Source organism: Pedobacter sp. AC464, from assembly GCF_979253075.1.
On record NZ_CEEDBV010000002.1, the window covers coordinates 575,958 to 599,899 of the forward strand.

Below are 23,942 nucleotides of genomic sequence, written 5' to 3' on the forward strand. Positions count from 1 at the left end.
TTGTCGCCATCCTTAGTTTGTACAGCCCCATTGGCTTCGAATTAATTTAGTTTAAATAGTAGCTACTATTTATGAACCTTAAAAACCACCAAATAATTTAATGTCTCCAAGGCAACGTTTAGTAATCGGTCAGGGCCAGATAAGTGGCTACATTTCTATTTTCTTAGCAGTTTTAGCTTTATTAGGAATTCTTTGTTTCCATTACCCGGAAAAATTAACGACTCCGGAATTCCGTGAGATTTACACCAAAGACAGCATGGAGGCGATGATGATTGGCGGAGTTATCGCCTCGCTCTTCTTTTCTGCATTAAGCATTGTTTTAAGCAAAAAGCTAAACTATGGCTGGCCTGGTTTTGCACTGGCGGCTTTGGCAGTAATATTGGGCGCCTTAAGTGTTGAGGGAAGAGATGTAGCCAAATCCAGCTGGCATTTTGGTTTAGATTGGATGATTTTGGATCTGCTTTTAATGGTAGCGATTTTTGTTCCGCTCGAATTGTTTTTTCCAAAGAACGATAAGCAAACAAAATTTCATGAAGAATGGCGGACAGATTTAACCTACTTCGTAATTAGCCATCTGTTTATTCAGTTTTTTGGAATTGTAACGCAAAAACCTGCAGTGCTTTTTTTCGGGTGGATTGGATTAGATAAGTTGCACACCTGGGTGCAGGGCTTGCCATTTATTGTGGCATTATTTTTAGCTTTTTTCAGCACCGATTTATTTCAATATTGGGCGCATCGGTTTTTCCATACCCGAGTTTCATTATGGCGCTTTCACTCCATACATCATTCTACCCAAAATATGGACTGGCTTGCCGGAAGCAGGACGCATTTTATTGATATTTTCTTTACCCGGGCAATGACATTTGTACCGCTGTACATTTTGGGTTTTTCTGCAACCGTTTTTAATGTTTATATCATTTTCATTGCCATTCATGCTGTACTTATCCACGCCAATACCAGGATAAATTTTGGCCCGCTAAAATACATTTTCACAACGCCACAATATCATCATTGGCACCACTGCGAAGACCCAAAGTATTATGGACACAACTTTGCATCGATATTCCCTTTTATTGATATGATGTTTGGCACCTATTATTTGCCTGGCAAGGAATGGCCTGCCGGAACGGGTGTACACGAGGCCGAATACCCTAAAGGTTTTGTTAAACAAACCATTTACCCTTTTACTAAAAGCCCTTTCGACACGGACTTGAAAATGGAGGAACGAAGTGACCGGTAGCGGATTTGCTTGTTTTTAATGGAATTACGGAGTTAGAAGCCTTTGGCAATGGGTGGTTAATCAATTTTTGATATGACTGGAGATCTCCGTTGAATCTTTTCAAATCTTCATTAATATTTCTCCAAAGAAAATTTTCTGAAAAGCAATGAGTTTCGTTACTAAACCCGATGGTAGCGAGCATGAAGCGCAGCGAAATAAAGCGGACAGCGGGGCGGCTGTAACCGATTAATCGATAACTTTCATTTTCAAATTATCAGACTGATTGTTCGCATTAATCATACTACGCTGATTTCCGTCGGTTTTCTGTCATGCTGTCAGTAACATCAGACACTCTTTTTTACATTTTATCAGGCTTTTAGCGATAATATCTGCCAAAACCTAATTGGCACACGCATTGTTTAATAGGATTAGAAATTATAATACTTTAAAAAGAGAAAAAGAAAAATACAATGGGAAAAATTATTGGAATAGACTTAGGAACAACAAACTCTTGCGTGAGCGTAATGGAGGGCAATGAGCCTGTAGTTATTGCGAACAGTGAGGGTAAACGTACTACACCGTCTATTGTTGCTTTTGCAGAAAACGGTGAGCGTAAAGTTGGCGAGCCTGCTAAACGTCAGGCTATAACCAACCCAACAAAAACGATATATTCGATTAAACGCTTTATGGGTAGCAGCTACGACGAAAGTGCGAAAGAAGCTGGACGTGTACCTTATAAAGTTGTTAAAGGCGATAACAACACACCTCGCGTAGAAATCGACGACAGAAAATATACTCCACAAGAGATTTCTGCGATGATTTTACAGAAAATGAAAAAAACTGCCGAAGATTTTCTTGGTCAGGAAGTTACTGAAGCGGTAATTACGGTACCTGCTTACTTTAATGATGCACAACGTCAGGCTACTAAAGAAGCTGGCGAAATTGCAGGTTTACAAGTTAAGCGTATCATCAACGAGCCAACTGCAGCTGCTTTAGCTTATGGTTTGGATAAAGCACACAAAGACATGAAAATTGTTGTTTTTGACTGTGGTGGTGGTACACATGACGTTTCTGTGTTGGAGTTGGGTGATGGCGTTTTCGAAGTAAAATCTACTGATGGTGATACACACTTAGGTGGTGATGACTTTGACCACATTATTATCGATTGGTTAACAAGCGAGTTTAAAGCTGAAAACAGCATGGATTTAGCTAAAGACCCAATGGCTTTACAACGTTTAAAAGAAGCTGCTGAGAAAGCTAAAATTGAGTTATCAAGCACAACTTCTACTGAAATTAACTTGCCTTACATTACTGCTGATGCTAGCGGCCCTAAACACTTGGTGCGTACATTATCTCGTGCTAAATTTGAGCAATTAGCGGATAGCTTAATTAAACGTACTATCGAGCCTTGTAAATCTGCATTAAAAAATGCTGGTTTAAGCACAAGCGATATCGACGAAATTATCTTGGTAGGTGGTTCAACCCGTATTCCTGCAATTCAGGATGCAGTTAAAGCTTTCTTCGGTAAAGAGCCAAGTAAAGGTGTTAACCCTGATGAAGTTGTAGCAATTGGTGCTGCTATTCAAGGTGGTGTTTTAACCGGTGATGTGAAAGATGTATTGTTATTAGACGTTACGCCTTTATCATTAGGTATTGAAACTATGGGTGGTGTAATGACGAAATTAATCGAGTCTAACACGACTATCCCAACTAAAAAATCAGAAACTTTCTCAACTGCAGCTGATAACCAGCCATCAGTAGAGATCCATATTTTACAAGGTGAACGCCCAATGGCTGGTCAAAACCGTACAATTGGTCGTTTCATTTTAGATGGTATTCCACCAGCACCTCGTGGTGTGCCTCAGGTAGAAGTATCTTTCGATATTGATGCTAACGGTATTTTACACGTAAGCGCTAAGGATAAAGCTACTGGTAAAGAGCAAAAAATCCGTATCGAAGCATCTTCAGGCTTAACCGATGCTGAGATTAAAAAAATGAAAGAAGAAGCAGAAGCTAATGCCGCTGATGATGCTAAAGCAAAAGAAGAAGCAGATAAAATTAACGGTGCTGATGCTTTAATTTTCTCTACAGAGAAACAGTTGAAAGAGTTTGGTGATAAATTATCTGCTGATAAGAAAGCACCAATCGAAGCTGGTTTAGAGAAATTGAAAGCAGCACACTTATCTCGCAACTTCGCAGATATCGATGCAGCACAAGCTGAATTGCAAAATGCATGGAATGCAGCATCTGAGGAAATGTACAAAGACGGCGGTCAGCCTCAAGGTGGTGAACAACCACAAGCTGATGGTCAGCCTCAAGGTGGCGGTGATAACGTTACCGATGTTGATTTTGAAGAAGTTAAAGAAGAAAAATAATTTTTAGTCGACAGACCGAAAGTTAAAATAAAAGCGTTTCTGATTAAGTTCAGAGACGCTTTTTTTTGTTTGTTGAATTTCAGCTGAAAAAATTCAATCGGAATGAGCCTTGATGCCACGCCGTGATGTATCAAACAATGAAAAGTTAGCGACAACAATTGAGTTCGGATAAGCTCAGCGTCTAAAATTATCTAAAGGTGATTGTTTGGTTTATCAGCCTGTTTTACTTCAGCCAGGATTTAGAGTAGAAAATTATTTACGATGCCTGGCTTTTACCGGCTTAGCATGATACTCCAAATCATGTACCTTGCCAAAAAACCTGTTTAATAATGTAATTGCAGGCCAAATTAACATCGGCGTAAACCTGCTTAACATATTCAGGCTGTTTTCTGAAGGCAGGATTGAATTGATAAGTATTCCAAGTACAAATATTGCAGGGACAATAAGCGTTCGCCACCTGGCAAGCCTGCGGGCTCTTATATCATCAAATCCGTCGGAAATTCTACCACGATGCTTAATGATGTAAGCAAGCATGATATAGTTTAACGAACCTGTAAAAGCAATATTTAGAGAATAAAACCAAAAAGGCAAATTGTAAAGCGTATTATCGCTGTAATACGCGGAACTAAAGGGCATTAAAATAATGGAAAAAAGAAAAAAGAAATTTAGCCAGATTAGTTTATCGTCGTAGTCTTTAATAAAAGAAAACATTCTGTGATGCGAGCGCCAGTAAATGGCAATTACGAAAAAGCTAATAATGAAACCAATAAACTTAGGGACTAAATTTAAGAGCTGATTAATCATTTCTGCATTTGTCATCCCATGATGGATTTCTGGCGCCTTGATTTCGATGATTAACAGCGTTATCGCAATAGCAAAAACGGCATCTGTAAAAAGAATCATCCGTTCAATCTGAAATTCCTTTTTTAGTTCGCTATGTTCTGGCATATCAAGTTTTAAACTAAATTCTCTTCGATTATATCTTGTAACTCTTTTTCATTCCGCGATAGCTCTTGCAGCAACTCAAACTGATTTTTTGTTCTATCCAAATTTTGAGCGGGATAACTAATTGAATAATAATTGTTTCCGTTTAAGAAATCGGTTAGAAATCTTAATGCCTGCATGTAAACAATATACTTACCCGAGAATAAAATCAGTTCTTTTTCGGTTTCGGTAAGAATAGTTTTCATTTCTGATAAATAGCCTTTAATCATGGCCTCAAAGTATGGCAGTCTGATTTTGATTTTATCTAGATCCGTTTCGTTTTCTGAAAATGCGCAGAGGTAGGTTCTCATCATATCGCCCAAATCAGAAATAAATTTTCCAGGCATAATCGTATCCAAATCAATAACACAAACACCTTCGAAGCTTTGCGCATTTAACAACACGTTGCTAATTTTTGTATCATGATGCATCACCCGATCCGGAAAATCCACTCTGTGCGAATAGGATTTAAAATAGTCCAGTATGTACTTATGCTCCAACGCGTCGTCAATTTGTGGCTTGGCCTGACTTTGCAAACTTTCTGTCGTTGTACTTAAAGCCAGGGTAAATTGTTCAAATCTTAAGGCTAAATCATGAAAACCTGGAATGGTTGGCTTAAGTATAGAGGCGTCAAAATTGTTAAGAAGTCTGCTTAATTTACCGAACTGTTTAGCTGCTTCGTAAGCCTGCTGCGGCTCAGTTAAAACATCTAAAGAGACAGTGTTAGCCACGTAAGGCAGCATTCTCCAATATTCGTTATTAACTATTGCCATTTCTTCACCGTTTTGGGTGGCAATAGGTTTTACAAAAAGATAATCAGGATAGTTTTCCTTGAGATAGTCGGCGATTGCCTTTAAATTATCGGCAATGGCTTCGGGGCTTTTAAATACCGAAGTATTTATATTTTGAAGAATATACTTTTTCTCTTCGGCTGGGGGCGAAAGCAAATAAGTACGGTTTATTAAACCCGTACCTATTTGTGTTATTACAATATTTTCTTTAGTGTATCCGTATGCTTTTAAAACTTCGGAGTCTAAATTTAGCTCCATAGTTTTTCAGGATACGTTCCGTTTTTAACCAGCTGGTTAATGCTATCCTGAACATAAGGTTTGTCTTCTTTATAAGTTACGCCAAACCATTTGTTCGAAGTAGGAACAACTTTAAAAGTAGCTTCACCAGTTTTAACAAGGTTTTCGCCAATTAGTGGTATAAAAAATTCTGCTTTTGGTTTATCTTTATTTGCTTCTGCAAACTCTACAAAAAGCTTTTCTGTGATGTTAAAAACTGCAGGTGTGAAACCCCAGAAATTCATCGAAACAGGTGTTGCAAAATCCAAAGGGAATTCTTCACCATCTTCTTCGTAAAAAATTTTACCATCCTTTGGATAAACTTTGGTACGCTCAATAATTTCTTCAAGATTTCCTGAAGCATCTACCTTACAAACCCCGCGTGATACTGCACCAAATTCGGAAAGTGTTTTACCAACCTCATAGCCAATAATTGAAAAATTGCTGTCGGAAGCTTCCTGATCTAAAAAAACAACCATTTTCTTAAATGCATCATAACCATAATAGTCATCAGCATTGATTACACAGAATGGCTCTTTAACAACCTTCCTGGCAGAAAGAATTGCATGCGCAGTTCCCCAAGGTTTTTCCCGGTAAATTTCTTCCTCAATACCAAACTGTTTCAAATCGAAATTTTGAAAAACATAATCCGTTTCGATTCTTCCGTTTAATTTTGGCTCGAAAATCGATTTAAAATTATCTACAAATTCTTCTTTAATAATGAATACAACTTTACCAAAACCGGCTTTAATTGCATCGTAAATTGAATAATCGATGATAGTTTCTCCATTCGGGCCGAATCCATCAATCTGTTTCATGCTTCCATAACGGCTTGCCATCCCGGCGGCCAGTATTAATAGGGTAGGTTTCATAATGCTAAAATAGTAATCCCTAATCATTTTTTCGATTAGGAAAGCGTTTAATTTTCGTTAACGATTTAAATATGTGAATAATTTATAAAGATCATCGTCTTTTTTGAAGTCAATTTTATTTTCTTTGAGAAAATTATCCAGTTGCATGTCATTAATACCATATAAAGCGGTAATAGTTTTTTTATTTGGTAATATTTTAACCAGCATCTCCTCTTTAAGTGCAAAATAGCTGGAAGTTGTATTGATCGACTTATTGGTTACTGCCGAGCCATACTGTTTGCTTTCCGTTATTTCCTTTCTAATTTTTTTGAGAAGGGTAACTTTTCCTTTGGCCAGAATTTGAAAATAAGCTTCTGAACTAAAGCCTTTTGTCGCTGGCAAACCGTTGATAAATCGAGCCGGATTTGAGCCTTTCACTGCTAATTCGAATCTTTTAACTGGTTCAGCAAAATGCATCAAAGCACCGTCTTCACTCTTAAATACCAGGTTATCCTCAATAACATTGTATTTCAAAGAGTCTACCAGATATTTTTTTCCATTTGTAAGTGTTACATTTCCTTTTACACAATAATCAAAAAGATAAGGGCTACCGGTTACGTCTGTATATTTAATTTCAGTTAAAGGCGTTCTCTTCACGTCTCCGAAAGGAAGCACTTCGTATTGAGCGATGGCGTAGAAAGGAAGGAGAGTTAATTGCAGTATAAAGAGTCTTGGTAGGAGCATGCTATTGGTTTATAACATCGAAAAGTTTTTGCAAATCCAAATCGTTTTTGAAGTCGATTTTTTGAACCTTTAAAAAATCTAAAATTTCCTTTTCCTTGCTCGGGAAGGTACTTGCAATGCTCTTCTTCGACAAATTAATTTTCTGCAGAACGCCATCCTTTAAAACATAATAGGTAATTGATGGATTGAATAACCTTTTAGTTGACTGAGCTCCGTATCCTTTGCTCTCAATTATAGCAACATTGTATTTTTTGTAGAGTGAAGACTTTCCAGTAGCAATGATTTGTAGGAAGGTATTCTCTTTTACGTTGTCTGCCTTAGGGAGGCTATTTACGAATTTCAAGGGAACGGCGCTTTTTTCCGAATTCAACTCGAAAGCAACGATTGGCTCGGCAAAGGTCATTGAATCGCCTTGTTTGTTTAGGTATAGAAGTCTTTCGCCTGCTATGTCGTATTTTAAATTCAGATCAGAGAATGTTTTCCCTGAACCTGTTTTAACAGAGCCCTTTTCCCATTTTTCCAATAGATAGGGACTTCCGGACACGTCATCGTAGGTTGTTGACTTAATTATTTTACCCCGGGAATCGGTAAAAAGTGGACTTGTAACTTGAGCGAATGCGCCAGAGGAGACGATTAAAAAAGCGAATAATAGTACTTTCATATTTAGATTATTTTGAGGTTAATTATTAAAATCCAAAAAAACCGCCACGGCTTTTTGAACGTGTTTTCTTTCCGGTTAGCATCCCAAACAGCCCGCGAACAATTTCTTTACCAATTTGACGGGTAATTGTTGCACCCATAACCCGTTCTACTAAACTCTTTTCGCCAGGTTTTGGCTTATTCTCTAATTCGACCTGTTTTTGGGCTTCAATTTCCTGCTTTTGTTGGTCGGCCGCCGCGGTCTGCTCATTAATTCGCTTAGTTAAAATGTCGTAAGCACTTTCGGGATCTATCGGGTCTTTGTATTTCGTATACACCTGGCTTCCGGTAACTAACCTTTCAAAGTCTGCTGCAGATAAGGGCCCCATAATTGCTCTCGGTGGTGTTAGCATGGTTGCAGAAACTTCGGTAGGAATACCTTTTTCGTTCAGCACCGTTACCAATGCTTGTCCTGTACCCAAAGATGTTAGCACTTTATCGATTTCGTAAAATTCGGATTTTGGATACGTATTTACCGTTTTCTTCAGAGCATCAACGTCGTTCGGCGTAAAAGCCCTTAACGCATGTTGCACCCGGTTACCCAACTGACCCAAAACACTTTCCGGAACATCGGTAGGCGATTGCGTGCAGAAGAAAACCCCTACCCCTTTAGAGCGGATTAGCCTTATAATCGTTTCAATTTGTTCTAAAAAAGTTTTTGAGGAATTGTTGAAAAGCAAATGTGCTTCATCGAAAAAGAAAACCAGTTTCGGCTTATCTAAATCACCAACTTCGGGCAGGGTATTAAAAAGTTCGGCAAGCAGGCTCAAGAGAAATGTAGAATACAAAACCGGCTGGTTTTGAACATCTGCAATGTTTAACAGGCTTATAACGCCCTTCCCATCTACACGTTCGAACAGATCCTCAGCATCGAAAGATTTTTCGCCAAACATCCCTGCTAAACCCTGCTGCTCAATAGCAACAATTTTCCTTAAAATAGTTCCTGATGTTGCAGTTGAAATGCTACCATAACTTTCCTTTATTTCCTTGGCTCCCGCACCTTCCGACAAATATGAAACTAATTTTTTGAGGTCATTTAAGTCAATAATTGGCATCTTGTTATCATCAGCATATTTAAATATAACTGCCATAACGCCAGATTGAGTGTCGTTTAAATCTAGAACTTTGGACAACAAAGTTGGACCAAACTCCAGAACAGTTGCCCGCATTTGGGCACCAAGTTTTCCCGAAAGTGAATAAATTTCTATAGGAAAACCTGTTGGGGTGAAGGGTTTGTTGAGTTGTGCAGCACGCTCTTCAATTTTTGGATTTATGCTTCCTGGTTGATTAAGCCCTGACAAGTCGCCTTTCACATCAAGCATAAAAACCGGAACGCCCGCATCTGACAGCTGCTCTGCCAATAACTGCAGGGTACGGGTTTTGCCTGTACCTGTTGCACCGGCAATTAAACCGTGCCGGTTCATCATTTTTAATGATAAATTTACTTCAGCATCACCGTATACCTGGCCATCCAATATGCCCGCTCCAAGGTAAATATATGAGCCAGACGGCGCATACGACGCTTTAATTTGTTCGACAAATTTTGATGAGGAATCGCTCATTGCTTTAGTTTTGATGCCCCAATGTAATAACTTAAAATCAAAAAAAGGATTTTTTTATCGAAGCTTTTAGAGGCTGCAAACGGCAAAACTAATGAAGTTGCTTGTAGTAACTGATTTCGTTATTTAGCGTGGCAATTTTATTTTGCAATAGTTCGAGCTGACCCAACAGATGTGACACCGCATGTAGGCCTTCCAGGTTTATCTCAAGCTCTTTGTAAAGGCGGATGTATCTTTCCAAACCAGTGAGATCATCAGCATGTATAAAAACTGCTTTATTAACCAGTTTTGTTTTTACTAACCCATATTCTTCCAGCGAAGTTACAAAGTCAGTTGCCACTTTGTAATGTCCACAAAAATCGTCAACTGAAATTAAATTGGTTTCCATATTTGCTAAAGTTTGGAAAGCTTTTCAAATAATTCTTTTTGCTGAGTATTTAATTTTGTAGGTAATTTAACCTGCCATTTAACATATAAATCACCAAAAAGGTTTTCTTTTTTATAAACAGGAAAACCCTTTCCTTTGAGCCTTAAGGTGGTATCGGGTTGGGTGCCCGGGGGAATTGTTAGCTTAACTTTTCCATTCAAAGTTTCGATAATTTTTTCTCCACCTAATATGGCGGTGTACAAATCTACCTCTTCCTGTATATGAATATCGTTCCCTTTTCGTTTAAACTTAGGATGTTCGGAAATATTAAATGAAATATACAAATCTCCTGCCGGACCATTATTGGGGCCTGGCGCTCCATACCCGGTAAGCTTTATTTTCTGTCCGTTTTCTACGCCCGCGGGTATAGTTATCCGCACCTGTTTGCCGTTTACGGTAAGTGTTTGTTTATGGGTAGTGTACGCATCGATCAAATTCAAACTTAGCTCAGAACTGTAATCCTGGCCTTTAAATGGCGAACGGCTACTGCTCCTACTTCCGCCTCCGCCAAACATCGATGAAAAGAAGTCGGAAAAATCATCGCCACCAAAACCCGAAAAACCACCCCCGCTTCTACCCCTGCCCTGCGATTGTCGTTGTTGTTGCGCATCGAACTGATCAGCATGTTGCCAGTCTTTCCCGTACCGATCATACTTTTTTCGCTTTTCGGGGTCACTTAGAACCTCATTCGCTTCATTTATTTGCTGGAATTTTTTATTAGCCTCTTCATTATTAGGATTTAAATCAGGATGGTATTTTCTAGCCAGTTTACGATAGGCCTTTTTAATATCATCAGTTGATGAATCTTTTTTAATTTCAAGAACTTTATAGTAATCTATGTATTCCATAAGGGTTTAACAAATATTTAATTTGAATGTTCGTGTTTGATTTTTGAAAGTGTAAAATTACTCAATATGGGCGAAGAACGCTAATTTAAACAAAAATGCCCCGGTTACCGGGGCATTTCAAGACAGAATAAAAAAATTATTTTTTATTTTTGACGTATTTCTCCAACCATTGGTCTTGCTCCCAAAGGGCGTGTAATATGTTTTCTTTTCCACGGTATCCGTGTGCTTCATACGGTAAAAAAACAAAACGAACAGTACCTCCGGCACCTTTAATAGCTGCAAACAAGCGTTCACTGTTTATTGGAAATGTACCTGTATTATCATCAGAATCGCCGTGGATTAACAATAAGGGTGTTTTAATTTTATCAGCATAACTAAACGGGCTCATTTCGTAATACAATTGGGGTGCCTGCCAGTAGGTACGGTCTTCGTTTTGAAAGCCGAAAGGTGTCAATGTACGGTTGTAAGCACCACTTCTGGCAATACCTGCGGCGAAAAGGTTTGTGTGCGCTAAAAGGTTTGCCGTCATAAATGCGCCGTAGCTATGGCCACCAACCGCCATGCGCTTTCTATCACCCACGCCTAAGTCTACCAGTTTATTAATTGCCGCTTCGGCATTTAAACTTAACTGATCCACAAAAGTATCATTCGGTTTCTTGCCATCTTTTGCTACAATTGGCATTTCTGCATTGTCCAAAACTGCATAGCCGCGGGTTACCCAGTAAATTGGCGAACCCCAGGCAATGGCTGTAAATTTATCTTTGGACCCGCGGATCTGCGCAGCGTCGGCAGCAGAATTAAATTCGCGTGGATAAGCCCAGATAATGGCCGGTAACGGCCCGTCTTTGTCTTTGTTGTAGCCTTTCGGCAAATATAGGTCGCCGGTTAAATCAACACCATCAGCACGCTTATAAGATATTTTCTCTTTTACCACACCATCCAGGGAAGGATAAGGATTTGCAAAATTAGTGATTGGCCTATCGGCAACACGGAGCACGAGGTTTTTGATATAATAATTTGGAACCAGTTTCTGACTTTCTTTTCGGGATAGCAAAATCAGTTTGTCAGGGTCTATTACGTCACTTACATATTCGAAGGTGCCTTCTGCGCTTCGCCAGATGATTTCACTTTTCTTTGTGGCCAAATCGAATTTGGCCAGAAAAGGCAAATCGCCTTTTTCTGATGAACCAACAGTATTATTCATTAACAACTTTGTGCCGTTATCTACCGTATGAATTACCGAACGGCCAAACTTGTTTTTGGTTGTAACGGGCGTACCCGGATTTCCGTAAGCATCTGTTTGATTGCGTGTGTATAACTCCTCCATTTTACCAGTAGTTGGGTTATACGTGCTTACTTTATTGGTTTGCTTACTTCTTAAACCCTCCATTACCAAGGCCAAACCAGCATTGCCCCATTGTGTGCCACGATAGCGGGTTTGGGTTTTGAAAAGTTCTTTTTCGGTGCCTGTAAATGGGGCGGTTAGTGAATAGACAGCATCGTGAAACGGCACATTTTTCTTAATTAAGCCGCTGTCTAACGGTTTAGACCAGGTTACCGTAGCCGCTTCATCGTCTCTCCAATCAAAACCGCGGGGAACATTTTGAGTATTGTCATATCCAGATGGCGTTCCTTCAGATGATGGCAGCTCTGCCAGAACCTTAACGGGTTTTCCAGTTAAATCGGTCACCGTAACAGTAGATGGAAAGCCATTCGCCGTTACTAAATATGAGAACGGTTTACGGATGGTTTCGGTTAACATATAATTTTTATCGGGCGAAAGACTAACCGATGAATAAATCGCCGGTTTGCCTATTGGGGTTTCTACGCCTCCTGTATTTTTCACCAATTGCGATGTACCGAAAAACTCGAACAACTGTTCATCGAACGGAGATTTTATTAAATCCTGATAAGTTGGGCTTGGTGCTGCCTTGCCTAAATTCTGTTGAACAGTTGGCCCCTTAGGCATTAATGGTTTAACCGGCGCAGCGCTTGCTGGTTTGGTAACTGCCCGGTAAATTATCGTGTTATCATTTAGCCAGATTAATCCGCTTCCCAAAACAACGTTCAAAAACGACTTATTTGTTTTGGTCGCCTTCTTGGTTGCGATATCAATCACATACAGATCAACACCTTTTTGAGTGGTATTTGTAAACGCAATTTTAGTTTGCGATGGGTTCCAGCTGATGTTACTGGCATATAATGGTGCCGGCAATCCCGTAACCGGAAAAGTTTTGTCGGCTTTTATACTTTTTAAACTAAAGTTGTTGATGTAAGTAATCCGGCTCGGTGAATAGTTATTGGGGTTTAACCTTAAGCCAGCAATTCGGTATTCGGGCATGGCCAGTTCTTCAACAGATGGGTAAGAATTTCTTTCGCTGAACAAAATCCACTCGGCTTTATCATCCAGGCTAACGCCTGGCGTTGGCTTGGCAAGTAACAAATCAGCAATCTCTTTTGGCGGTGTTTGATAGCTTACCGCATCCTGCGCAGCAGCGTTTATTGAAAAGCAAATGCCCGCTATTAAAAAATAGAGGTGTAGTTTTTTAAGCATAATCCAGGTTTATTTATTTGACATTCAAATATTGCAAAATAAACACCTAAACCTGCAGCGTAACTGGTAATTTACAAGTTACGCAAAGTGTGATTTTAGGGAAAACTAAATTTTAACCGTATTGGCTTTTAAGGCTTGCTATAGAATTTATAATCATCTGTTTTAAGATATCAATATTAATCTCGTCTAGTTTTTTAATGTAAACACAAGCTTTGCCGGTTTTATGTTTGCCCAAATTTGCTAAAAGCTGATCCTTATCTTCAAAATCGGATGAGAAATAGAGTGCAAAATTATCTTTTCGCGGCGAAAAACCTGCAAGTGGTGCATCGCCCGCTCTGCCGCTCTCGTATTTGTAATGATAACTTCCAAATCCAACTATCGCATTGCCCCACATTCTGGCTTTAAAAGACGAAACATTTTCAAACAACGCAACTAAATCGAAGCTGTTTTTGCGTTTAGTTTCATCCGTAATTGTATTTAAAAATGCAGTTACGCAACTGTCGTTTTCTGTTGTTTTGTTAGTTGTCATAGTTAGTTTTTAAAAACCTCCCATTTATCAACATACAATACTAAGCTGCCCGTTTGCTCTGGATCTGCATTAGAAATTGTCAATTTGCCTTGTTCGTCTCTTGAAATTTTTAGGATTGAGTTCGTGGCATCTCCGTTCTCATGTTTGATGTAGCCTTTATAAAGTGCAAAACCTTTGGTTAAATCAGCATTTAGGGTGCAATCAAACGAATCAATAATGATGTCGAATTTCGATCGTGGCTGATTTGAGATTTCTAAATCGACATTAATTAAATTAATCGGATTAACAATAATTTCAGCATTTACTTTGAACGCTTTGTTGTTCTCTTTTCCTGCTTTAATATAGTATTTGATAACGCTTTCGCAGGGTTCATCTATGTTTTTTTTCCTTGGTTCTACTTTGGCCGAAACTGACACAAATAGAACCGCCATCAGGGCAAGGAAGAGTTTCTTTTTACTGAGATATTGCATGTAGTTATTAAATTTTTCAGTTTTCAATAGTGAACAAAAATACGAAGATCAATTTGCTGATAATTAAAGCTAACGATAATGTTGAAAAAATCTGATTTAAACCTTAACATTTCAATCCAAATAGTAATGGCGAATCTTCTGTAAATTATCGTCTAACTCATAAACCAAGGGCGTACCCGTCGGAATTTCCAGGGCGGTTACTTCTTCAGTATCCAGGTTGTCGAGGTATTTAATTAATGCCCTTAAACTGTTACCATGTGCTGAAATAATTACTTTTTCATTTTTACTTATTGCCGGCACAATTTCTTCATTCCAAAATGGGAGCACCCTGGCAATTGTTTGGCTCAAGTTCTCGGTTAAAGGTAGTTGCGCAGCAGTAAGCGATTGGTAGCGCAAATCGTTACCGGGATACCGGGGGTCGGATGTAGTTATTGCGGGTGGTTCTTCATCCGGATCTCTCCGCCATTTATTTACCTGCTCTAAACCGTATTTTGCAGTCGTCTCATCTTTGTTTAGTCCCTGCAGAGCCCCATAAAAGCGTTCATTCAAATGCCATGTTTTATGTTCAGGAATCCAAATGTGGTCGAGTTGTTCCAAAATGATGTGGAGCGTTTTTATGGACCTTTTTAAAAGGGAAGTGAAAGCGATGTCGAAATTGTAATCGTGTTTTTTCAAAATTTCTCCAGCCTTTTTCGCTTCCAGATAACCCTGTTCAGACAAGTCTACATCTGTCCATCCTGTAAAACGATTCTCCAAATTCCAGATGCTTTGGCCGTGTCGTATCAATACAATTTTCTTCATTTTCAGCCATTTTTTTACGGGTTTTCCAAAAAAAAGGTCTAAGAAATTAACCTCAGACCTTTTTACAAAGAATAGTCCATCTCGTTGCTTCTCGCAATTAATGAGGAATGCTATTTGAATTCTCTAAAATCCTGTCCGTCTTTAATGTTTAGTAAGCTTTGGTATATTAAGCTAATAACATTATCAACGTCTTCTTTATGCACCATTTCTACAGTTGTATGCATGTAACGCAAAGGCAAAGAAATTAATGCCGATGGAACGCCACCATTTGAGTAAGCAAAGGCGTCGGTATCGGTTCCGGTAGAACGTGATGATGCCTGACGTTGGAATGGAATTTCATTTTTCTCTGCCGTTTTTATTAGCAACTTGTTCAGGTTAGTTTGAACCGCCGGCGCATATGAAAGTACCGGCCCCTTACCCGCAGCTAAATCGCCTTGAGTATTTTTGTTAATCATTGGCGTTGTGGTATCATGTGTAACATCGGTTACAATTGCAACGTTAGGCTTAATGCGCTGAGCAATCATTTCCGCCCCGCGTAAACCAATTTCTTCCTGAACCGAGTTGACGATGTATAAGCCGAAAGGCAGTTTTTTCTTGTTTTCTTTTAACAATCGTGCAACTTCGGCAATCATAAAACCACCCACCCGGTTATCGAGCGCCCTGCCTACATAGTAGCGGTCGTTCAAAACCATAAACTCATCCTCATATGTAATTACGCAGCCAACATGGATGCCTAAATTTTCCACTTCTTCTTTCGTAGTACAGCCACAATCTAAAAAGATGTTTTTTAGTTCCGGTGCCTGCTCCTTTTCACCATGGCGGGTGTGAATTGCCGGCCAGCCAAATACAGCTTTAACCAAACCTTTTTCTGTATGAATATTAACACGCTTCGATGGCGCAATTTGATGATCGGAACCACCGTTGCGGATTACATAAATCAGACCATCATTTGTGATGTAATTTACATACCATGAAATTTCATCAGCGTGTGCTTCTATAACAACTTTAAAGGCAGCTTTTGGGTTAATTACACCAACTGCTGTGCCGTAATTATCAACAAAATGCTCGTCTATATAAGGCTTTAGGTAGTTTAACCAAAGTTTCTGTCCTTCCCATTCATAACCTGTAGGGGCAGGATTATTTATGTATTCTTCAAGAAACTGTAACGATTTTTTAGTTACAACTGCAACGTGTTTTTTCTTGTCGTCTTCTTTTTTCTTAGCCATATTTATTTAAGGTTTCAGATTTACGATTGTGGATTACAGATAAAAAATCCTTTTCGCTAACCTAATTTTATTTGTGTTTACTATAATGATCTTTTTGGTTTTAAATTGCGGTTTGTAAACCTACAATCTAAAATTCTTTCTCCATGACTACAAAATCGTAACCATCTTTAAAAAAGGTATCTTCCGTTTCGGAGAAGCCAAATTTAAAATAAAAATCTTTTGCATTAACACGAGCATTGCACCAAAGCGCCGTTGCCCGCTGAATTTTACAAAAGTCTAAGATATATTCCATCAGTTTAGTGCCGTAGCCCAGGTTTTGAGCAGCTGGTAAAACCGCAAGTTTCCTGAATTGATAAACATCGCCCTGCGAAAACAGAGACACAACACCTGTTAATTTATGATCAGCATACAAACCAAAATGCACACCGTCAAAATCATCCTTTAGCTTTACAGAATCGAAAGGCATATCGGGATACATCGCTTCGTGCCTGATTCGCCAGGTTAACGAGGGGAAAATTTGCTCTATCTGAACTAGTGCTTCCAAATTAAGATTTCTTGTTTCCGTAGAATTTGTAAATTAAAATATTTAGGACAATGATTGCTGCCATACCGTAGCAAAATAAACTCCAGCCGCCTTTATCCCAAAGGAATAAGCCAAGCGCTGAGCCACAACTTGCGCCAATAAAACTTACCGACATAAATATGGTATTTAGCCTGTTTCTTGCTTCCGGAATTAAGGTGTAAATTCTTGTCTGGTTGGTTACGTGAATGGCCTGCTGGCCGATATCAATAAGAACGATACCAACTACAAAAAGGTATAAATGGCTGCCGGTAAAGTAAAACAGCGCAATGCTGACAATCTGTAAAATGAAACCAATCATCAGATTTTTGCGAGGATTGTTTCCATCGCTAAGTTTTCCAACCAAAGGTGCTGCCAAGGCGCCCGCTGCACCGGCAATGCCAAACAAACCAATTTGCAAAGTTTGAAAACTGAACGGAGGGTTTGCAAGAAACAATACCATGGTTGTCCAAAAGGCACTTATAATTGCGAAGGCAAGGAAATTGATGATGGAGGTTTCCCGTAATACTGGCTGTGTTTTAATGTAGCTAAACATGGAAGTCATTAACTCTTTATAACTCCCTTTAAAACCCGGGTAACTTTGTGGAAAACGTTTGGCCATTAAAGCAATTAGTAATGCACAAATGCCTGCAGCAATATAATACATTGCCCGCCAACCTAGCCAGAAGCCGATACTCCCGCTCACGGCCCTTGATGCCAGAATACCAACCAGTAAACCACTCATAATCATGCCGATATTTGCACCACGATTCTCATCAGAACTTAAATTTGCCGCCAGCGGTAAAATAAGTTGAGGAACAATGGAGCAAGCTCCGATTAAAACCGAAGCAATCTCGAGCAGGAAAAACGTTTTTGAAAGCGCCGCAACCAGGAGCGCCAGAATAGCAAAACCGGTTATTACTAAAATCTGTTTCTTACGCTCGAACATGTCGCCAAGAGGGACTAAAAGAAATAAACCAAAAGCATAACCAATTTGGGTTAAGTAGGTAATGCGACCGGCGTAGCTTTCTGTAAGGTTGAAATCTTTGGCAACCAAAATTACCAAAGGCTGGCAGTAATAAATATTTGCAACAATTAGGCCTGTGCAAAAGGCCATCAACAAAATATCGGCTCTTTTCAACATTTAAGTTCGAAGTAAAATTAGCGTGTGGCGGCGTAAGCAAGGCAATCCTAATCATTCATTTTCTCCTTGCTGCTTTAGCGCCATCGTTGTTACAAAGGTATATTTCCGTGTTTCTTGCGAGGACTGTTTACTACCTTATTTTCTAACATTTTAAAAGCTTTTATTAACTTTAAACGTGTTTGCGAGGGCTCTATAACTTCATCGATAAAGCCACGTTCGGCAGCACGATAAGGGTTTGCGAAGATATCGGAATAAAGCTTTTCCTTTTCGAGCCATTTTTCCTGCGGATTTATGGCAGAAGTAATTTCTTTTTTAAAGATGATTTCCGCTGCACCCTTTGCACCCATTACTGCAATTTCCGCACTTGGCCAGGCATAATTCATGTCGGCTCCAATGTGTTTACTGTTCATCACATCATATGCACCACCGTAAGCTTTGCGGGTGATAACTGTTATGCGTGGCACTGTGGCTTCGCTAAAAGCATATAGTAACTTTGCGCCATTAGTGATGATTCCGTTCCACTCCTGATCGGTTCCGGGAAGGAAACCCGGCACGTCTTCAAACACCAATAAGGGTATATTAAAGCAATCGCAAAAGCGAACAAAACGAGCCGCTTTCGTTGAGGAATTACTATCTAAAACGCCAGCCAGATAAGCTGGTTGATTAGCAATAATTCCAATACTCCTGCCTGCCAAACGAGCAAAACCGACAACAATATTTTCAGCAAAATCTTTGTGTACCTCCAAAAAAGAATCAGGGTCGGCCACCGCTGAAATTACATCTCTAATATCATAAGGTTGTGAAGCATTTTCGGGCATAAAAGTGTTAAGTTCGGGCCTGCTTTCATCACTGGGTTCGTAGGGTGAATGCCCGGCTGTTTCCTCGCAGTTTTGAGGCATGTAACTTAATAGCTTTTTCACATGTGTAATGGCTTCTATCTCATTGGCACAGGCGAAATGCGTTACACCCGATTTAGTTGCATGGGTGCTTGCGCCGCCAAGTTCTTCGGAAGTAACCTCCTCATGTGTAACGGTTTTAACCACATTCGGACCAGTTACAAACATATAAGAGGTATTTTCTACCATTAAAATAAAATCGGTAATTGCAGGCGAGTACACTGCACCACCCGCACACGGACCCATTATTGCCGACAACTGCGGGATGACGCCCGAAGCCTGAACATTTTTATAAAAAATATCTGCATAGCCACCCAGCGAAACAACACCTTCCTGAATTCGGGCGCCACCGCTATCATTAAGCCCAATTAACGGAGCGCCATTTTTCATAGCCATATCCATCAATTTGCAAATTTTTTCGGCATGCGTTTCTGATAGCGAACCCCCAAAAACCGTGAAATCCTGCGAGAAAACATAAGTAAGCCTCCCGTTTATCGTGCCGTATCCGGTTATTACACCATCTCCTAGATACTTTTCCCGTTCCATGCCAAAATCGGTACTGCGATGGGTAACGAGCATACCAATTTCCTCAAAAGAGCCTTCATCCATTAAGAAGTGAATCCGTTCTCTTGCTGTAAGTTTGCCTTTATTATGCTGACTATCTATTCTCGCCTGGCCACCGCCAAGTTGTGCCTGATTAATTTTATCTTGAAGTAAGGCTATTTTCTTATCCATATATTTGGTTGATAACAGATTTAAATTAAAATCCTGACCGGCAATTTACGGTTTGGCCAGGCTGTTGCTAAGCACTACAATCTTTGTTGTTAAGCCTGACAGAAGCGATATCCTTTTTGGTATTGAAGCCTTCGCTACCGGTTACGAACCCAAAAAGATTTAGCAAATGGCAGGCCCACTTTAACCGACAACGAACTGAACAAGTGCTTTCGAAAAAACAATTGCAAGGTATTAAAAAAAGAGATTAGCGAACGCAACAAAGTTTATATTGCAATTTTTTTACACCTTAAAGTATTGAAAAACCAATTATCCGTTTACTTTTGTATCCGACTTTAAAACACAACTAAAGAAAAAACGAATGTTTTTAAGGAAATACAAGTATTTAATCGTTGCCGCATTTATGCTCATCTTCAGTGCGAAGATGGTAATTTCTGGCGCTCCGGTTTTTTGTACCTGTATTGATAAGGAAATTATGAACGCCGTAATCATGCAAATTGAGTTAGAGCATGATGGCGGAAAGGATGCCGCCAAAGACACATCCAAGTTCACCGATTTTAAACTTGTTGAGTTAAACCATCCAATTTTTTCTTACGAGTTCTCCTCCAGTCATTTTATTTTGAAAAGCAGTTTTATTGAGCATTTCAAAAGATATGTTGAGCCCTACCACCCTACGGTTCCAACACCTCCGCCTAACATTATCTAATTTTTTCAGTTTAACAGCACTTTCTCGATTATTTTAGGATAGCACAGAATATACGCTAATTGGGTATAGCTATCCATTATTTTTTCGCTGTTAAACCACGATTTATTCGTTAAATTTATTAGATAATTATATCGTTATGCAAAAGTTTAACCCGGCCTTTTCAGGTTCGGATGTAAAAAAATATATTCTTAAAAAGAATTTAAAGAAAGATTTACCATCAAGTATTGTGGTATTTTTAGTGGCCCTGCCATTATGTTTGGGAATTGCGCTGGCTTCGGGCGCACCATTATTTGCCGGTTTAATTACCGGGATTATTGGCGGCATCGTTGTTGCCTCCTTTAGCGGCTCGCAGCTGAGCGTAAGTGGGCCTGCTGCAGGTTTAACGGTTATTGTTTTGGGTGCAATAACCTCATTAGGCACTTATCCTACATTTCTGCTAGCCGTTGTTTTGGCAGGTGTTTTTCAATTATTTTTGGGTTTAGTAAAAGCCGGAACAATTGGCAATTACTTCCCTTCGAGCGTAATTGAAGGCATGCTGGCCGCAATTGGTTTAATCTTGATTTTAAAACAGCTTCCTCATGCTTTAGGCGTTGATACTGATTTTAGTGGTGATGAAGGATTTTTTCAGCAAGACCATGAAAATACGTTTTCGGCAATTACCGCAGCGTTAAGCCATTTTAGTTTGGCAGCAGTTGTTATAAGCCTTTTGTCCATAGCGATATTACTTATCTGGCCAAAGTTTCCTAAACTGGCAGTTGTGCCTGCACCATTGCTGGTGGTGGTTTTGGGCATAATCGGCACCATCATTTTTGCGGGTACTGCGTATCCACTGCGTGCCGACCAAATGGTTAAAATACCTGTTGTAAATGGTTTCGGCGAATTTATGGGCTTATTTACCATGCCCGATTTCTCTCAGCTGGCTAATAAGAACGTTTACATTGTTGCCGCAACAATTGCTGTTGTAGCGAGTTTAGAAACATTGTTAAGCATCGAAGCCGTTGACAAAATTGACCCGATTAAACGCGTTACGCCTACAAACAGAGAGCTAATGGCGCAGGGCATTGGTAACATTGCCAGCGGGATGGTTGGTGGTTTGCCAATGACGTCGGTAATTGTTCGAAGCTCGGCCAATGTAAATGCCGGAGGCAGAACAAAAATGTCGGCAATATTTCATGGCGTGTGGTTATTGCTTTCCTTGCTTTTTATTCCACAGGTAATTAATTTAATTCCATTGTCTTGTTTAGCGGCAATTTTGCTTGTTACCGGGTATAGGTTAACCAGGGTGAGCTTGTTTAAACACATGTACCACAAAGGTTGGGATCAGTTTGTCCCTTTTGTGGTAACTGTTTTAGCGGTTCTGTTTACCGATTTACTGAAAGGGGTTGCGGTTGGTATGCTGGTGTCAATTTTCTATCTGCTGCGCACAAACATGCGTAATCCATTCTTTTACAGAATTACCAATGATGGCGATAAAAAGAATATCAGAATTAAACTGGCGGAAGAGGTTTCCTTTTTAAACAAGGCAGCAATACAAGTGGTTTTAACGAATATTCCTAGAGAAACAAATGTTATTATAGATGGAACAAATGCCCGATACATAGACCCTGATGTTTTGGAAACCATTTTTAATTACAAACACAATGCTTATACAAAAGGCATTATCGTAACCTTAGAAAACGTACAGAAACATTACACTGTACCAAAATTAACTAACAAAATAGTAGAAGACATTAATAAATAGAATTTATGTGCGCAAAAACAATTGAAACAAAAGATATAACATACGATAAATTATTGCAGGGAAATAAAGACTGGGTGAAAGATATGATCGATAAAGACCCTGCTTTCTTTGATAAACTTTCTGCCGGCCAGAGTCCACCGGTTTTATGGATTGGTTGCTCTGATAGCCGCGTTCCGGCGAATCAAATTACAAATACTAAACCAGGTGATATTTTTGTGCATCGCAATATTGCAAATGTTGTAGTACACACCGATATGAACATGCTTTCAGTGTTGGATTATTCTGTAAATGTGTTAAAAGTGAAACATGTTATTGTTTGTGGCCATTACGGCTGTGGAGGCGTTAAAGCCGCTTTAGGCAACAAACAAGTTGGCATTATCGACAACTGGTTGAGAAACATCCGTGATGTTTACCGCATGAATGAAGGCGAAATGGCGGCAATCGAAGATGCAGACCAGAGATTTGACAGGTTGGTAGAATTAAATGCCATCCAGGGAGCTTCAAATGTAATGAACACTTCGATTGTGCAAACCGCATGGTCTAAAGGCCAGGAACTGGCTGTACATGCATGGGTTTACAGTCTGCAAACAGGAATAATTAAAGATATGGAAGTTACCTGTACCTGCCTTGATGATGTTACACCTGCATTTAAAGTAGGATAAACACAGTTTAAGTACAGCTTTTTTCTTTAACGAAAAGCCCCGATTTTACTTCGGGGCTTTTTTTGTAACTGCATATTGACTGGCTGTATATTTCAATTATAGCTTGAACTAGGCCTTGCCGAAAATTATCTGTTTTTTCTAAATAAGTTACGGAGTAACAAACTAAAAGAACCCTGCATTCTATTGCCCGGATTATTGAAAATATACTGCGTTTTATTTGTTTTTAAGTAACTGAGCCGCTCTCCATTGTAACTTGGGCTTACTTTTTCTCCGGTGGCAATGTTAACCAAATTGTTTCTTAAATTTAACTCATCGGTAACCATATTGCTTAACATTGGCGTGTAATAGTAGCAATCTTTAAAAAAGTAGTGCGTAACCTGCGACCAACGACTGGAGCCTTCCTTTAGTACGGGTGAACCACCATGTAAAATATTACTCGACCAGATTAGGGCATCGCCTTTCTTTGCATGAAACACCTTTTTTTCTAAACCGTTTACTTTTACAATCTCCGCCATAAAATCTTCGTAATCCTTATAATCTTCATAAGAAGTACTTTTTGCGCCTTCCTTTATTTGGGAGAAATTATATTCAGGCAGGCGTTGCGACCCGGGATAATAAAATAGTGGACCATTTTCTTCAGTTACATCCTCCAAAGCAACCCAAACGCCGCACATAAACTTAGCAGGAAGCGAGCTGAAATGTATCGTATCTGAATGCGCTCTTTGCTGAGAACCAACACAGAAGTTTAAAGTCTGGAATGGAAAAGATTCCCTCCCATAAAGCATGGAGAGCAAATCCAACAGGGGTTGATAAGAGGCCAACTCTTTACTCGCCGCTGATGCCTTCCAGAAATCCTGAATCCGCTGCTCATCCCGGTAGGTTTTAATCGGAAAATCTTTGTTAAAGCCAATTTCTTCTGCATCTTTTCTAACGCGGTCTATTAAATCAATCGGCAAAAAATCAGATAAGACTACATAGCCATCTCTGTTGTAATCGGTTGCAAGTTTTTTTTGTTCCTCACTGAGATTTTTTGTCTTTATGATTTCGCTAAAAAATGGTGATTCCACCCAAGGAAAGTTTGATTGTATCATGGCTAAGTGCATTATGCTAACCTATTCACAAATCATGAACACAGATTAGTTTAAAAAA

22 protein-coding genes are annotated in these 23,942 nt (G+C 39.4%); 5 read left to right on the plus strand and 17 right to left on the minus strand.

Annotated elements, in window-relative coordinates:
• The first annotated feature begins 100 nt into the window (after window positions 1-100).
• Both AC0IWT_RS13195 and dnaK read left to right on the plus strand, forming a co-directional pair.
• Window positions 101-1,240 carry a sterol desaturase family protein gene (locus AC0IWT_RS13195; RefSeq protein ID WP_471797518.1) on the plus strand — a complete coding sequence of 380 codons (1,140 nt, stop codon included), beginning with the start codon at window positions 101-103 and terminating at the stop codon, window positions 1,238-1,240.
• 449 nt (window positions 1,241-1,689) lie between these two features.
• Entirely contained in the window at window positions 1,690-3,594 is a 1,905-nt protein-coding gene (gene dnaK, locus AC0IWT_RS13200) for a molecular chaperone DnaK (protein WP_056869786.1), read from the plus strand.
• Window positions 3,595-3,846: 252 nt separating this feature from the next.
• On the opposite strand, the gene AC0IWT_RS13205 is transcribed toward dnaK, so the two are convergent.
• From AC0IWT_RS13205 to AC0IWT_RS13280, 16 genes are all read right to left on the minus strand, one after another.
• Window positions 3,847-4,542 carry a TMEM175 family protein gene (locus AC0IWT_RS13205; protein WP_471797519.1) on the minus strand — a complete coding sequence of 232 codons (696 nt, stop codon included), beginning with the start codon at window positions 4,540-4,542 and terminating at the stop codon, window positions 3,847-3,849.
• Between the two features lie 8 nt (window positions 4,543-4,550).
• Window positions 4,551-5,627, minus strand: coding sequence for a phosphotransferase enzyme family protein (locus AC0IWT_RS13210; RefSeq protein WP_471797520.1), 1,077 nt, complete (start codon window positions 5,625-5,627; stop codon window positions 4,551-4,553).
• Window positions 5,618-6,517: a nucleotidyltransferase family protein gene (locus tag AC0IWT_RS13215; RefSeq protein WP_471797521.1), complete on the minus strand. Its 900-nt coding sequence runs from the start codon at window positions 6,515-6,517 to the stop codon at window positions 5,618-5,620. Before AC0IWT_RS13215 ends, AC0IWT_RS13210 begins: the two co-directional genes overlap by 10 nt.
• A gap of 57 nt (window positions 6,518-6,574) precedes the next feature.
• Complete coding sequence (locus AC0IWT_RS13220) at window positions 6,575-7,240, minus strand: hypothetical protein (protein WP_471797522.1); 666 nt, start codon at window positions 7,238-7,240, stop codon at window positions 6,575-6,577.
• A 1-nt stretch (window position 7,241) separates the two neighbouring features.
• The gene (locus tag AC0IWT_RS13225) at window positions 7,242-7,901 is read right to left on the minus strand and encodes a hypothetical protein (protein ID WP_471797523.1); all 660 of its coding nucleotides are present in this window, start codon (window positions 7,899-7,901) and stop codon (window positions 7,242-7,244) included.
• Window positions 7,902-7,926: 25 nt separating this feature from the next.
• A complete protein-coding gene (locus AC0IWT_RS13230; RefSeq protein WP_471797524.1) occupies window positions 7,927-9,501 on the minus strand; it encodes a helicase HerA-like domain-containing protein in 1,575 nt (524 codons plus the stop codon).
• A gap of 88 nt (window positions 9,502-9,589) precedes the next feature.
• On the minus strand, window positions 9,590-9,886 hold the full coding sequence (locus AC0IWT_RS13235) for a chaperone modulator CbpM (protein ID WP_471797525.1): 297 nt from the start codon (window positions 9,884-9,886) through the stop codon (window positions 9,590-9,592).
• Window positions 9,887-9,891: 5 nt separating this feature from the next.
• The gene (locus tag AC0IWT_RS13240; protein WP_471797526.1) at window positions 9,892-10,773 is read right to left on the minus strand and encodes a DnaJ C-terminal domain-containing protein; all 882 of its coding nucleotides are present in this window, start codon (window positions 10,771-10,773) and stop codon (window positions 9,892-9,894) included.
• A 136-nt stretch (window positions 10,774-10,909) separates the two neighbouring features.
• Window positions 10,910-13,327, minus strand: coding sequence for an alpha/beta hydrolase family protein (locus AC0IWT_RS13245; RefSeq protein WP_471797527.1), 2,418 nt, complete (start codon window positions 13,325-13,327; stop codon window positions 10,910-10,912).
• 112 nt (window positions 13,328-13,439) lie between these two features.
• Entirely contained in the window at window positions 13,440-13,856 is a 417-nt protein-coding gene (locus AC0IWT_RS13250) for a DUF1801 domain-containing protein (RefSeq protein WP_471797528.1), read from the minus strand.
• 2 nt (window positions 13,857-13,858) lie between these two features.
• Entirely contained in the window at window positions 13,859-14,326 is a 468-nt protein-coding gene (locus AC0IWT_RS13255) for a hypothetical protein (protein ID WP_471797529.1), read from the minus strand.
• A 111-nt stretch (window positions 14,327-14,437) separates the two neighbouring features.
• Window positions 14,438-15,127 (minus strand): 2,3-diphosphoglycerate-dependent phosphoglycerate mutase, encoded by a 690-nt coding sequence (gene gpmA / locus AC0IWT_RS13260; protein ID WP_471797530.1) that lies wholly within the window; start codon window positions 15,125-15,127, stop codon window positions 14,438-14,440.
• A 110-nt stretch (window positions 15,128-15,237) separates the two neighbouring features.
• Window positions 15,238-16,353: a M42 family metallopeptidase gene (locus AC0IWT_RS13265; protein WP_471797531.1), complete on the minus strand. Its 1,116-nt coding sequence runs from the start codon at window positions 16,351-16,353 to the stop codon at window positions 15,238-15,240.
• 127 nt (window positions 16,354-16,480) lie between these two features.
• Window positions 16,481-16,897 (minus strand): GNAT family N-acetyltransferase, encoded by a 417-nt coding sequence (locus tag AC0IWT_RS13270; protein ID WP_471797532.1) that lies wholly within the window; start codon window positions 16,895-16,897, stop codon window positions 16,481-16,483.
• Between the two features lies 1 nt (window position 16,898).
• The gene (locus AC0IWT_RS13275; protein ID WP_056869773.1) at window positions 16,899-18,056 is read right to left on the minus strand and encodes an MFS transporter; all 1,158 of its coding nucleotides are present in this window, start codon (window positions 18,054-18,056) and stop codon (window positions 16,899-16,901) included.
• A gap of 89 nt (window positions 18,057-18,145) precedes the next feature.
• Window positions 18,146-19,687 carry an acyl-CoA carboxylase subunit beta gene (locus AC0IWT_RS13280; RefSeq protein WP_471797533.1) on the minus strand — a complete coding sequence of 514 codons (1,542 nt, stop codon included), beginning with the start codon at window positions 19,685-19,687 and terminating at the stop codon, window positions 18,146-18,148.
• 358 nt (window positions 19,688-20,045) lie between these two features.
• On the opposite strand from AC0IWT_RS13280, the gene AC0IWT_RS13285 reads away from it, so the two are divergent.
• The 3 genes from AC0IWT_RS13285 to AC0IWT_RS13295 all read left to right on the plus strand — a co-directional run bounded on the left by AC0IWT_RS13285 (window position 20,046) and on the right by AC0IWT_RS13295 (window position 22,793).
• Entirely contained in the window at window positions 20,046-20,390 is a 345-nt protein-coding gene (locus AC0IWT_RS13285; RefSeq protein WP_471797534.1) for a hypothetical protein, read from the plus strand.
• A gap of 136 nt (window positions 20,391-20,526) precedes the next feature.
• Window positions 20,527-22,131 (plus strand): SulP family inorganic anion transporter, encoded by a 1,605-nt coding sequence (locus tag AC0IWT_RS13290; protein ID WP_471797535.1) that lies wholly within the window; start codon window positions 20,527-20,529, stop codon window positions 22,129-22,131.
• Window positions 22,132-22,136: 5 nt separating this feature from the next.
• A complete protein-coding gene (locus AC0IWT_RS13295) occupies window positions 22,137-22,793 on the plus strand; it encodes a carbonic anhydrase (protein ID WP_056869769.1) in 657 nt (218 codons plus the stop codon).
• 125 nt (window positions 22,794-22,918) lie between these two features.
• On the opposite strand, the gene AC0IWT_RS13300 is transcribed toward AC0IWT_RS13295, so the two are convergent.
• Window positions 22,919-23,884 carry a phytanoyl-CoA dioxygenase family protein gene (locus AC0IWT_RS13300; RefSeq protein ID WP_471797536.1) on the minus strand — a complete coding sequence of 322 codons (966 nt, stop codon included), beginning with the start codon at window positions 23,882-23,884 and terminating at the stop codon, window positions 22,919-22,921.
• Window positions 23,885-23,942 lie beyond the last annotated feature (58 nt).